Source organism: Halomonas sp. M1 (genome assembly GCF_029581375.1).
In the GTDB taxonomy this organism is placed as follows: domain Bacteria; phylum Pseudomonadota; class Gammaproteobacteria; order Pseudomonadales; family Halomonadaceae; genus Vreelandella.
Window position 1 is genome coordinate 272,837 of sequence record NZ_CP121119.1, and the last position, 12,645, is coordinate 285,481.

A 12,645-nucleotide genomic window follows, 5' to 3' on the forward strand; every position below is an offset into this window, starting at 1 on the left:
GGAGTAGCTCAATGTCCAAACTGGATAAAGAAACGCTGGAGTCGCTGGACTCGATGCGCGAACTGATGGATAACGCAGATTGCCTGATTTCTCAGGAAAAAGTAGAGCGTGCCTTAGACCGCATGGCAGAAGCGATCACCAAAGATTTGGGTGATAAATTGCCGGTTTTTTACTGCGTGATGAATGGTGGGTTAATTACTACCGGGCACCTGCTAACACGGCTTGGTTTTCCGCTAGAAGTGGACTACCTGCACGCCACTCGTTACCGTAACGAACTGCGTGGGGGCGAGCTATTCTGGCGCGTCTCTCCAGAAATACCTATGGCGGGCCGCCATGTGGTTATCGTTGACGACATTCTTGACGAAGGTTCAACGCTTGCGGCAATTCTTGCTTACTGCGAAGAAGCCCAAGCGGCCAGCGTGACCACCGCCGTACTGGTCGATAAGCAGCACAATAGAAAAGCGGTACCGGGTTTGAAAGCCGACTATTGCAGCCTCGAAGTGGCCGACCGATACGTATTCGGTTTTGGTATGGACTACAAAGGCTACTGGCGCAACGCCCCTGGGATTTTTGCCCCCAAGGGCATGTAGGCACCCAGTACAGCGCTTTGAGGAGGCTTAGCGGGGCGAGAAGCGTCTCGCTAGGCCTGTTTCTGCGATCATTCGTGTGGAAATTTCCTCAACCGAAAACCGCGTTGTATCAATAAATGGAATGCCCAACGAACGATAGAGTGACTCCGCCTGCCCAACTTCCTGCAAACATTGATCCATCGAGCTGTAGCGACTATTGGGCCGACGTTCGTTTCGGATTGCCGCTAGCCTACGTGCATCAATGGTTAACCCAAATAGCTTTTGACGATGGGGCGAGAGCACTTTGGGCAGCTTTAGGCTGCCATCTTCATCAAGATCATCCTCCGTTAGCGGGTAGTTAGCAGCGCGAATACCAAACTGAAGGGCCAGATAGAGCGACGTGGGGGTTTTTCCACAGCGTGATACGCCGACCAAAATAATGTCTGCCTTATCGTACTGGTGGGTGCGCGCGCCGTCGTCATTATCTAGCGCAAAGTGCACCGAATGGATACGATCCATATACACAGCATCGCTACCAATGGAGTGTGTTCTCCCCACGCTGTAGGAAGAGTGGGTCTCTAACTCTTGCTCCAGTGGCTTCAAAAATGTCGAAAAAATATCTACCTTAAAGCCAGTGGCGTGGCGAATCACATCGCGTACTTGTTGGTCAACGATAGTGTCGATGATGATGGGGCGGTGCCCATCACGCACTGCAGTGGAGTTAATTATTTCTGCCAAGGCTTGGGCTTTTTCAACCGTATCGATGTAAGGCTTGGTCAACATCTCGATTTCAATGTCGCTAAACTGTGCTAACAAGCTGCGCCCAAGGCTTTCAGCGGTGATGCCGGTACCGTCAGAAATAAAAAAAGCTGTCCGCTTCATATTGAAATCCGCCAAAGAATAAAAGTCGTTATTGAACGTCATTATTGTGGGCGGAGCCGTTAAGTAGCACAACGGCTGGTGAGTAATTGCTGCTATTTATGCGCGCTAAGAAGACCGTTCAACTACAGGAAACGCCTTTAAAGTGCCTTTGTTGTAAAAATCCTCCACCTCCTTCGCTGTTAGACCAATGGCGAATACCCGGCCACGGTGCTAGGGTGGCACGGTCATTCAGTGTCGGCCGCAAGGTCGCAAAGAAGTCTAAAAGCTAGGGGGTAGCGTGGAAGAGTACATTCTGTGGTTCGATCAGCTTGGCATGGCAGACGTCGAACGCGTGGGTGGTAAAAACGCCTCGCTCGGCGAAATGATTTCTAATTTATCGGGTGTTGGTGTGACCGTGCCGGGTGGTTTCGCCACCACTGCGCATGCCTACCGCGAATTTCTTTCCCATGAAGGGCTGAATGACCGTATCAACGCTACCCTGGCGCGCTTAGATGTCGATGACGTTAAAGCGCTAGCCCAGGCAGGTAGCATGATCCGCCAATGGGTTATCGATACGCCCTTGCCACCTGCGTTTGAAAAAGCACTGCGTAGTGCCTATGAAGAGCTACAAAACCAGCACCCCGATTTAAAAGTTGCGGTACGAAGCTCTGCGACTGCCGAAGATTTGCCCGATGCTTCCTTTGCCGGCCAGCAGGAAACCTTTCTTAATATTGAAGGTTTTTACAACATCAAACATGCGGTGCATGAAGTCTTTGCCTCGCTGTTTAACGACCGTGCTATCTCATACCGGGTACACCGGGGCTATGCCCATGAGAATGTCGCCTTGTCGGCGGGTGTACAGAAAATGGTTCGCTCCGAAACGGGTGCTTCTGGCGTTCTATTCACCCTAGACACTGAGTCTGGCTACCGCGACGCGGTATTTGTCACGGCTTCTTGGGGGCTGGGTGAAACGGTGGTGCAAGGGGCGGTTAACCCCGACGAATTCTATGTACATAAGCCCACGCTGGCGGCAGGTCGCCCAGCGGTACTGCGCCGCACGCTTGGCTCAAAGCTGATCAAAATGGTTTACGGTCAAGATGCCAGTGCAGGCAAGTCAGTTGAAACAGTGGATGTGCCGTTGAAAGATCGCGGACGCTTCTGCATCAGCGATGCGCAGGTAATGGAGCTTGCCCATCAGGCGATGACCATTGAGCAGCACTACCAGCGCCCTATGGATATCGAGTGGGCGCTTGATGGCGACGATGGCAAGCTCTACATCGTCCAAGCACGCCCTGAAACCGTGGTGTCCCAGCAAGAAGGCGGCAAGCTTGAGCGCTTCCATCTGCGTGAGAAAGGCCGCACGTTAATTACCGGCCGTGCCATTGGTCAGCGCATCGGCCGCGGTGCGGTGAAAATTGTGCTTACCCCCGACGAGATGGATAAAATCCAAGAGGGTGATGTGTTGGTGACCGACATGACCGATCCTGATTGGGAGCCGATCATGAAGCGCGCCTCTGCCATCGTCACCAATCGCGGTGGACGTACCTGCCACGCGGCGATTATCGCTCGTGAGCTGGGTATCCCCGCTGTGGTTGGGTGCGGTGATGCAACGACGCAGCTTAGGGAAGGCATTGACGTAACGGTGTCATGTGCTGAAGGCGATACCGGCCACGTTTATGAAGGATTGCTGGCATTTGACTGTAAGGTGTCGAGTGTCGACGCCATGCCAGAAATCCCCTTCAAGATTATGATGAACGTCGGTAATCCAGACCGCGCTTTTGGCTTTGCTAGCCTGCCCCATGCGGGCGTTGGCTTGGCCAGGCTTGAGTTTATTATTAACCGTATGATCGGCGTGCACCCTAAAGCGCTGCTTGAGTACGACACCTTGCCTGCTGATCTTCAGCAAGTCATTGACTTGCGCACGGCTGGCTACGCAGACCCTGTCAGCTTCTACGTTGATAAGCTGGTGGAAGGTATTTCGACGCTAGCGGCGGCGTTCCATCCTCAGCGGGTAATTGTGCGGCTGTCAGACTTTAAATCGAACGAGTACGAAAATCTTATCGGCGGCAAGCTGTATGAGCCTGGCGAAGAGAATCCCATGCTCGGTTTCCGGGGGGCGTCTCGCTACATTTCTGAGGCTTTCCGTCCCTGCTTTGAACTGGAGTGTCGGGCGCTAAAGCGTGTGCGTGAAGAGATGGGCTTCGATAACGTCGAAATCATGGTGCCTTTTGTGCGTACACCCGATGAGGCGCGTGAGGTGGTTGAGCTGCTCGCCGCTAATGGGCTGAAGCGGGGTGGGGCCGAGAATCCCGATGGCCTAAAAGTCATCATGATGTGCGAGCTGCCTGCCAACGCGCTGTTGGCTGATGAATTCCTTGAGTACTTCGACGGGTTCTCTATTGGTTCAAACGACCTGACGCAGCTCACCCTAGGTTTGGATCGCGACTCAGGCATAGTGGCGCATCTGTTTGATGAACGAAACCCTGCCGTCAAAAAGCTGCTCGCTATGGCTATTCAGGCGTGTAAAGCCCAAGGGAAATACGTGGGGATTTGTGGACAGGGGCCGTCTGACCATCCTGACCTAGCTAAATGGTTGATGGAGCAGGGGATCGACTCGGTGTCGTTAAACCCCGATGCCGTATTGGAAACATGGTTTATGCTGGCAGGCGAAACCATCGCCTAATCGCGATTTGCTTGTTTGTTGTTATTGCGCCCGGCCATTGTGCCGGGCGCAGGCGTTTAATAGGCTACTATTCGTTAGGTGGTTTAGAGAGCTGGCCTGTAGCAGTGCTCGCTGGGGCAACGTTTAGTCGTTGGGTGCCAAGCCTGAGGCGCTGGGTGTGAGGGCTACTAGAAGATCTTATTAGGGAGTAGGGTTATGTTGCCCATTAAGGCAAAATTAACGTTAGCAGGCTTGCTGCTAATGCCGCTATATAGCTACGGGTTTAGCTATGAAGCACCTTCCGTGGCGCCGGAGGTGGGTTCAGGATACGAAGATAAGCCAGGTTGGGAGGCATCTTCCTTTGCGGTAGCCGCAGCCAATCCCTTGGCTACCGACGCGGGATTTCAAGTATTGAAAGCAGGTGGCAATGCCATTGACGCAGCGGTGGCGGTGCAGATGGTGCTTACCTTGGTAGAGCCTCAGTCAAGCGGGATTGGCGGCGGTGCTTTTCTCATGCACTACGACGGTGTAAAGGTCCAGGCCTATGATGGCCGAGAAACAGCCCCCGCAGCGGTTACCGGTGAGCTATTTATAGAGGAAGGCGAACCGCTTGCCTTTATGGATGCCGTGGCAAGTGGTCTTTCAGTGGGCGTGCCAGGTACGCTTAAGATGCTTGAAAAAGTTCACGCAGAGCATGGTCAGCTCCCGTGGGAGGTGCTTTTTGAGCCTGCCATTACCTTGGCTGAAGAGGGTTTCGCCGTTAGCCAGCGCCTGCACACCAGCTTGGCTAACGATGAAGCGCTGCGCCAAGATGCCCTGGCAAATGCTTTCTATTATGACGTTAGTGGCGAGCCCATCGCGGTGGGAGAAACGCTGACAAACCCTGCCCTCGCGGCTATTTTGCGGCGTATTGCCAGCGAGGGTAGCTTAGCGCTACATGAAGGCGATATCGCCGAAGATCTCGTAAGCCGTGTTCAAACCCACCCCGTTCGTCCTGGCACAATGACGCTCGATGATTTAAGTGAGTATCAGGCGCTTGAGCGTGAGCCTTTATGTACACCTTGGCAGCAGTGGGAGGTCTGCGGTTTCCCCCCGCCTTCCTCTGGGCATATCACCGTCATGCAGATTCTAGGCGTGCTGGATCAACAGCCTCTCTTAGAAGCTCCGTTAGATAATGCTGCCGCCAGCAGTGGCTGGTTACACCAGTTTCTGGAGTCGTCTCGATTAGCCTTTGCCGACCGTGGTCGTTATATCGCTGATCCAGCGTTTGTCGAGGCACCCGGGGGCGACTGGTCATCAATGTTAGCGCCGGAATACCTTTCCAGTCGTAGTGCTTTAATTGGTTCAGAAAGTATGGGTGATAGCGCTGAACCGGGCAATCCTGGGGAGCAAACGGTTAGCTTTGCCCGCCAACCTGAACAGCCCGAATATGGCACTAGCCACATTAGTATCGTAGATGCAGAGGGCAATGCCATCGCCATGACGACGACGATTGAACAAGCCTTTGGCGCGCGGATACTGGCTGATGGTGGGACAGGGCTTCCCGGCGGTTATTTGCTCAATAACGAGCTGACTGACTTTTCATTTGTACCTGAGATTGATGGAGAGCCAGTAGCAAACCGTGTCGAGCCGGGTAAGCGACCCCGCTCTAGCATGGCCCCTACGCTGGTATTCGACCAAGAGGGCGGCGAGTTAGTCGCCAGTTTAGGGTCACCCGGTGGGGCCGCCATTATCCACTATACCGCTCGTACGCTTGTGGCAATGCGCGACTGGGGGCAAAGCGCTCAAGCCGCGCTGAATTTACCTCATGCGATTACCTTAGGTGGCGATGTGTCCATTGAGAAGGGGCGCTTTCCTGAAGAGACGATAGAGGCCCTTCGCGAACGTGGCCATACCGTTACTGAGCGAGAGCTTACCAGTGGCCTACAGGCGATTATGCGCTTAGAGGATGGTTCGCTGTTTGGCGGCGCGGACCCCCGTCGCGAGGGCGTGGTAATGGGCGAGTAATCTAAGGTTTATTAGCAAACGGCGGCCATGTGGTCGCCGTTTTGCTTAGTGGGAGATGATTGGCTATTTATCAGCAGCGGCTACTCTCGAAGCCAATTGCGAAGCTTCACCAGCATAAGGCTGCCGTCGCTTAAGGTGCGGCGCTCTTCCACTAACGCCCGCAGCCGATCCGGATAGTCGGTAATGATGGCATCAACGCCCAGGTCAATGAGGGTCGACATACGCGCTGTGTCATTTACTGTCCACGCGTGTATCTCGTAACCATATAGTGCTGCTAGACGTATTTCCTGGCGATTTATTCGGTTATGCCTAAGCCCGAGTGCATCAAAGCTTCGGCGATCCAGGTTGCCGGGCAGTATCAGTTGGGCGAGCAGCGTGACACGTAGTTCGGGTGCCTGCTGCTTAATATAGCTAACGGTGTCTGGCGACATAGTGGCTATACGCATATCCATCAGGGCGTTAGGAAAGCTGCAGTTTGCGACTGCCGTTAGCGCGCTCTCTTGGGTGGCCCAGCAGCGGTAGCGAATGTCGCTTTCGGCGTCCAGCGTTTCCAATACGGCGCGGGCAAGCACCCGCTCTTGACCGGGTAGAGGTTTCATATCAATCATCAATCCTGCCCGGCCGCGTACCAGTGCCAGAGCTTCATCCAGGCCTGCAATTTTTTCATTTTGATAGGCATCGCCAAACCAACTGCCCACGTCAAAATGACTTAGCTCTTCTCGTGTTAAGTCGCCAAATTCGCGGGGGTCTCCGGTTAAGCGCGCCAGGGTGCGGTCATGGTAGAGCAGCACATGATTATCAGCGCTCAGGCGTACATCCAGCTCCACATAGTCGGCGCGGTCTTTTAAGGCTTGCTCTACAGCAGCTAGGGTGTTTTCCGGTGCCACCATTGAGCTGCCGCGATGGGCAATCACCGTTACTTTGTCGCGTATCTCGAAGCTATTGAGAATCCACCAGGCTTGAAGTGCCGCTATCATCAGTACACTGAGCTCGATTGCCCAGGCCCAGCGTCCCGGATGTGCCTGTTCAGAGCGAGGTGAGGGACGCACTTCGCGATACGCTAGTTGTAAATAGAGGCAGGCAGAAAGCAATGCGTTGGTTGCGACACCTAAAAAAGTAAGGGTAAGTGTTACTAATATATAGCCTGTTAAATACGCAAACATCGCGGGAATGAGCACCGCGCTACGTTCAGGTAACCACCAAAGAAGAGGTGTGAATACAAGATCAAACAGCCACGTTGCGATGAAAGGAAGGCCGATAATAATGACCAGCAGCGCCAGGACCGCGACGCCTATAGAGCGGTGCCATCCACGGGTTAGCACCACGCTGCGCTTGAGTGCTAGATAGGGGTTATAGCTCTCCAAAGCCACCAGCGGGAGAGCAAGCAGCCACCGCAAGTAGAGCCATGCCGCAAGGCTGGCCCAAACGACTAAAAGGGGAAGGGCGCAGGCAATGAAATACCAAAATAATGGGGGGCGTACGCGCTGCACGTAGTAAGGGTCAAGTCCGCTCAGCCAGACGTCATATAGCCAGGCAAGGCCTAGCATAAAGGGAGCCAGCAGCAGCAAGTGGGCGCCTACTTGCAAGACGACTAAGCCCGACAGGGCGGGCAAGCGCCGTGTGCTGCGCCATAGTGCTTCAAACGCTAACGCGTAGTGATTGTCCTTCGGCTTTACGGCCACCATTAGCATTCCTGCTTGCTGCCAATAGATCAGCAAGAAGGTAAAGCCAAGCCCTACTAACATGGCTACAAGGCCAAGAGGGCTAAACAGTAAACTAATCAGCGCATCATTAGTAACTACCACGCGATTAAGTTGCGCCAGTACGGCCCGCGCCGCCCAGGCAATCAGGGGCACTAGCAGAGCAGTGGCGAGTATTGTGAAGAGCAGGTGGTACGCAATCAGAGGACGTAGATGATCACGAAGAGTTTTTAATAACGCGTAACCTAATTGATTTAACGGCTGCATAGTCACAAAAATGTCTGAGTGAGGCACCAGGGTGGCACTATCTGCCACGCCTGGCAAGATTGCACTATTGGGATATGTCGAGCGCCTTATCCGCGATGATAATGCCGTTATTATCAGCATATAGCCACTGGCCCGGGTGTAGGGTGGCGCCAGCAAAGGTAACTGGAATATCCCGTTGCCCTTCGCCATGCTTTTCGCTACGCCGGGGATGGCTGCCTAGGGCCTGTACGCCTAGTGGTAGGGTTACTAGTATGTCTACATCCCGAACACAGCCAAACATGACGACGCCTGCCCACCCGTTTTTAGCGGCTTGCTCGGCCAGCATGTCACCCAGCATGGCGCAACGGTTAGAGCCACCAGCATCAACAACCAGCACGGCGCCCTTACCTGGTTCGGCAACCGCTTGCTTCACCATAGAATTGTCTTCAAAGCATTTTACTGTGCGAATAGGGCCGTAAAAGCTGTCAACGCCGCCGAAATTGGCAAACATCGGTTCTAGCACGTTTACCTCTGGGTAGGCATCGCACAAGTCGGGGGTCACAATCGCGTTAGTAGTGGTCATAACATGCTCCTTTCTATTAACAGTTGGCTTGATTGACAGTTGGTTTGCCAATAGTTCGTTTAGCTAGATGAATGGGCATGGCTAGCTATAAAAAACGCCCCGACCTGTGAACAGGGCGGGGCGTTCGGTCATCGACTCAGAAAAAGGTAGTATTACCCGTTCTGCGATGGTGCGAGCATCGGCGATAGATCGATTGCAACAAAGGTCTTAAACTTCTTGTGCAACCGGAATCACGTTCGAGGCGATTTTTTGATACTCCTCGATTTCGTGGAAGTTCATGTAACGATATATCTCTCCTGCCATAGCGTCAAATTCGCTCATGTAGCGCTGGTACTCTTCAACGCTTGGCAGGCGGCCTTCTACAGCGGCGACCGCTGCCAATTCCGCTGAGGCGAGGTAGACATTGGCACCATCGCCTAAACGGTTCGGGAAGTTACGTGTAGACGTAGACACGACAGTGCTTTTCGCAGCAACGCGTGCCTGGTTACCCATACACAGTGAACATCCCGGCATTTCCATACGGGCACCTGCACGGCCGTAAATGCCGTAGTAACCCTCTTCGGTCAGCTGGTGCTGATCCATCTTGGTGGGCGGTGCCAGCCATAGACGAGTCTTCAGGCTGCCTGCGGGCTGTTTCTCAAGCAGCTTGCCGGCAGCGCGGAAGTGGCCGATGTTGGTCATGCACGAGCCGATGAATACTTCATCGATCTTTTGGCCCGCAACGTCAGACAGTAAGCGCGCATCGTCTGGGTCGTTCGGAGCGCAAAGCACCGGCTCTTTAATCTCGCTGAGGTCAATTTCAATAACCTCGGCGTATTCTGCATCTTTATCTGCGCGCATCAAATGCGGGTTAGCAAGCCATGCTTCCATGCCTTCGATGCGGCGGCTAATGGTACGCTCATCGCCGTAACCATTCGCAATCATCCACTTCAGCAGTGTGATGTTCGATTTTAGGTATTCAGTAACGCTCTCTTCAGACAGCGTAATGGTACAGCCAGCAGCGCTACGCTCAGCAGAGGCATCAGAAAGCTCGAAGGCTTGCTCTACCGTCAGCTCTTCAAGGCCTTCAATCTCTAGTACGCGGCCGGAGAAGGCGTTTTTCTTACCGGATTTCTCAACGGTGAGAAGCCCTTTCTTGATGGCGTAAAGCGGGATAGCGTGAACCAGGTCGCGCAGGGTAACGCCAGGTTGACGAGTACCTTTAAAGCGCACCAGTACAGACTCCGGCATATCCAGCGGCATAACGCCGGTGGCTGCAGCAAACGCCACCAAGCCTGAACCGGCTGGGAACGAGATGCCCAGCGGGAAGCGGGTGTGGGAGTCGCCGCCGGTGCCGACGGTGTCAGGCAGCAGCATGCGGTTAAGCCAGCTGTGAATGATGCCATCACCGGGGCGCAGTGATACGCCGCCGCGGTTCATAATGAAGTCGGGAAGTGTGTGGTGCGTATCAACGTCTACCGGCTTCGGGTATGCAGCGGTATGGCAGAAAGATTGCATAACCAGATCGGCTTGGAAGCCCAGGCACGCAAGGTCTTTCAGCTCATCACGGGTCATCGGGCCAGTGGTGTCCTGTGAACCGACCGTGGTCATTTTGGGTTCGCAGTACATGCCAGGACGAACGCCGTCCAGGCCGCACGCCTTACCGACCATTTTCTGAGCAAGCGTGAAGCCTTTACCCGTGTCTTTTGGCTGGTCAGGCAGGCGGAATACGTCAGACTGTTCAAGGCCCAGAGATTCACGCGCTTTGCCGGTTAAGCCACGGCCGATGATCAGCGGAATGCGGCCACCCGCGCGTACTTCATCCAGAATTAGCTGAGTTTTTAGCTCGAAAGTGGAAACCACTTCGTCGGTGCCGTGCTTGCACACTTTGCCTTCGTAGGGGTAAACGTCGATGACGTCGCCCATTGCTAAGTTGGCGACGTCCATTTCAATCGGTAACGCGCCAGAGTCTTCCATAGTATTAAAGAAGATTGGAGCAATTTTGTTACCAAAGCAGAAGCCGCCTGCACGTTTGTTTGGCACGTAGGGAAGATCATCGCCGAAGAACCACAGAACCGAGTTGGTGGCGGACTTGCGCGAAGAGCCGGTACCTACCACGTCACCCACGTAAGCAACAGGGAAGCCCTTGGCTTTTACTTCTTCGATCTGTTTTAGCGGGCCAGTGGTGCCTGGTACTTCCGGTTCAATACCTTCGCGCTCATTTTTAAGCATGGCGTTGGCATGCAACGGAATATCAGGACGAGACCAAGCATCAGGGGCAGGTGAGAGGTCATCGGTGTTGGTTTCGCCAGGCACCTTGAAGACCGTCAACGTGATTTTCTCTTCCAGCGCAGGCTTGGAAAGGAACCACTCTGCGTCAGCCCAGGATTGAATGACATCTTTGGCGACGTTGTTGCCATTTTTAGCGCGCTCTTCAACATCGTGGAAAGCGTCAAACATCAACAGCGTGTGCTTCAGCTGTTCGCCGGCTTCACGAGCCAGCTCTTCATTATCCAGCAGTTCAACCATAGAGACGATGTTGTAACCGCCTTGCATGGTGCCAAGCAGTTTAACAGCATGGATTTTGTCGATTAGCGGAGAGGTAGCTTCCCCTTTGGCAATCGCGGTTAAGAAACCTGCTTTAACATAAGCAGCTTCATCAACGCCTGGCGGTACACGGTTGGTGATTAATTCAAGAATAACTTCTTCTTCACCCGCCGGCGGATTCTTCAGCAGCTCGATTACGGAAGCGACTTGCTCAGCATTTAGGGGCTTGGGCGGGACGCCCTCAGCAGCGCGTTCCTCGACATGTTGGCGGTAAGCTTCAAGCACGTTGGGGCCCTCTCATCTTCTAATGGTGGCGAACGCATGCCCACACGGTATTGAGTATGCGTCCGTACACGTGACATACGCTTGACAAACAGCGTCTGGTGGATGGTTGGGATTCTACGGCAAACTGTCGACAATGTTAAGGCGACAAGCGGTTGAGCGCGTTGTACTTTATGTTGATGAGTTGATATTTAGTTTCCTGAACTGGCTTTTTTAAAATTTTTGGACGATACGCTGTAAGTTTTTTACCCAAAGAGGGTGATTAATGGTAAGTCCGAGTGTGATTATGGTGATGTCGCGTTACCATGTATTACGCTGATGGCATGAAAAACGTGCTCAAAAAGTCGTATTACTCGGGCGTGGCGTGTTTCAGGTAGTTGTGGTTTCAATCAGGTGTGGTTTCAGGTCGGTTGAATGAGGTGTTAAGAACCTCTTTGTTTAAGGTTACATGACGGTAGATAGCGCAGTGTTTTAAAGGGAGCAAACGCCATTAGGCGTTTATATGTTGTACAATAATGAGATAAGCAATTGGTAATGGTGTTATGTCAATACAATTAAAAGCACTACAGCCGGTGGATCATGGGCTGCAAGCTGATGATTTGTTACCGGAAAGTCTTGAGGCATTTCTGGCGTGCCCAACGCCAGATGCTTGGTTGGAGTGGGCGTTAGAGAACCCTAATACGCTGCTAATTGACCATGCGCAATGCGAAAAAAAAGCGGCTTCAACGGCGATGAGTTTGCTCTATCGTTATGTCGATCAGCCTGTTTTGTTGAGCAAAATGTCGCAGCTTGCCCGTGAAGAGCTGCTGCACTTTGAGCAGGTAGTCGTCTTAATGGAGAAGCGGGGCGTGGTGTATCAGCATCTTACGGCCTCGCGTTATGCCGAGGGTTTGCGCAAGCATTTGCGTAGCAATGACCCGGAGCGGCTGATCGATGTGCTGATCATTGGTGCATTAATAGAAGCACGCAGCTGTGAGCGTTTTGCGCGCTTAATCCCTTATTTAGATGAAGAGCTGGCGCGCTTTTATCGCACGTTGGTGAAGTCTGAGGGGCGTCATTTTGAAGATTATTTATTGCTTGCACGGCAGCAAACAGATGATTCGTTGGATGACCGAATCGCCTTTTTCGTGGCGCGTGAAGCGGAGCTGATCACTTCGCAAGATACGGCTTTTCGTTTTCATAGTGGCGTGCCAGCTTAAGCCACCGCTA

The 12,645-nt window shown here is 53.2% G+C and carries 8 protein-coding genes; 4 read left to right on the forward strand and 4 right to left on the reverse strand.

Annotated features, from left to right (window positions below; genetic code table 11):
• The first annotated feature begins 11 nt into the window (after positions 1–11).
• Positions 12–590, forward strand: a complete 579-nt coding sequence (locus P8S54_RS01245) for a hypoxanthine-guanine phosphoribosyltransferase (RefSeq protein ID WP_281442897.1) — start codon at positions 12–14, stop codon at positions 588–590.
• 27 nt (positions 591–617) lie between these two features.
• Here the strand turns inward: P8S54_RS01245 and P8S54_RS01250 are convergent, their stop codons facing one another.
• Positions 618–1,451 carry a pyruvate, water dikinase regulatory protein gene (locus P8S54_RS01250; protein ID WP_281442898.1) on the reverse strand — a complete coding sequence of 278 codons (834 nt, stop codon included), beginning with the start codon at positions 1,449–1,451 and terminating at the stop codon, positions 618–620.
• A 277-nt stretch (positions 1,452–1,728) separates the two neighbouring features.
• Here P8S54_RS01250 and ppsA point away from each other — a divergent pair, with 277 nt between their 5' ends.
• Positions 1,729–4,113 (forward strand): phosphoenolpyruvate synthase, encoded by a 2,385-nt coding sequence (ppsA, locus tag P8S54_RS01255; protein WP_281442899.1) that lies wholly within the window; start codon positions 1,729–1,731, stop codon positions 4,111–4,113.
• Between the two features lie 195 nt (positions 4,114–4,308).
• Positions 4,309–6,099, forward strand: a complete 1,791-nt coding sequence (gene ggt / locus P8S54_RS01260; RefSeq protein ID WP_281442900.1) for a gamma-glutamyltransferase — start codon at positions 4,309–4,311, stop codon at positions 6,097–6,099.
• 80 nt (positions 6,100–6,179) lie between these two features.
• Here the strand turns inward: ggt and P8S54_RS01265 are convergent, their stop codons facing one another.
• The 3 genes from P8S54_RS01265 to acnB form a co-directional block, all read right to left on the reverse strand.
• Complete coding sequence (locus tag P8S54_RS01265; protein WP_281442901.1) at positions 6,180–8,123, reverse strand: glycerophosphodiester phosphodiesterase family protein; 1,944 nt, start codon at positions 8,121–8,123, stop codon at positions 6,180–6,182.
• A gap of 7 nt (positions 8,124–8,130) precedes the next feature.
• Positions 8,131–8,628 carry a ribonuclease E activity regulator RraA gene (gene rraA / locus P8S54_RS01270; RefSeq protein ID WP_281442902.1) on the reverse strand — a complete coding sequence of 166 codons (498 nt, stop codon included), beginning with the start codon at positions 8,626–8,628 and terminating at the stop codon, positions 8,131–8,133.
• Positions 8,629–8,835: 207 nt separating this feature from the next.
• Positions 8,836–11,439, reverse strand: a complete 2,604-nt coding sequence (gene acnB / locus P8S54_RS01275; protein ID WP_281442903.1) for a bifunctional aconitate hydratase 2/2-methylisocitrate dehydratase — start codon at positions 11,437–11,439, stop codon at positions 8,836–8,838.
• A gap of 539 nt (positions 11,440–11,978) precedes the next feature.
• Here acnB and P8S54_RS01280 point away from each other — a divergent pair.
• Entirely contained in the window at positions 11,979–12,635 is a 657-nt protein-coding gene (locus P8S54_RS01280) for a tRNA-(ms[2]io[6]A)-hydroxylase (protein ID WP_281442904.1), read from the forward strand.
• The last annotated feature ends 10 nt before the right edge of the window (positions 12,636–12,645 follow it).

Bases quoted from the DNA above. Each gene is read 5' to 3' on its own strand.
- P8S54_RS01280 (WP_281442904.1), top strand. From the start codon at position 11,979: ATGTCAATACAATTAAAAGCACTACAGCCGGTGGATCATGGGCTGCAA.
- P8S54_RS01245 (WP_281442897.1), top strand. From the start codon at position 12: ATGTCCAAACTGGATAAAGAAACGCTGGAGTCGCTGGACTCGATGCGC.
- P8S54_RS01250 (WP_281442898.1), bottom strand. From the start codon at position 1,451: ATGAAGCGGACAGCTTTTTTTATTTCTGACGGTACCGGCATCACCGCT.
- rraA (WP_281442902.1), bottom strand. From the start codon at position 8,628: ATGACCACTACTAACGCGATTGTGACCCCCGACTTGTGCGATGCCTAC.
- ggt (WP_281442900.1), top strand. From the start codon at position 4,309: ATGTTGCCCATTAAGGCAAAATTAACGTTAGCAGGCTTGCTGCTAATG.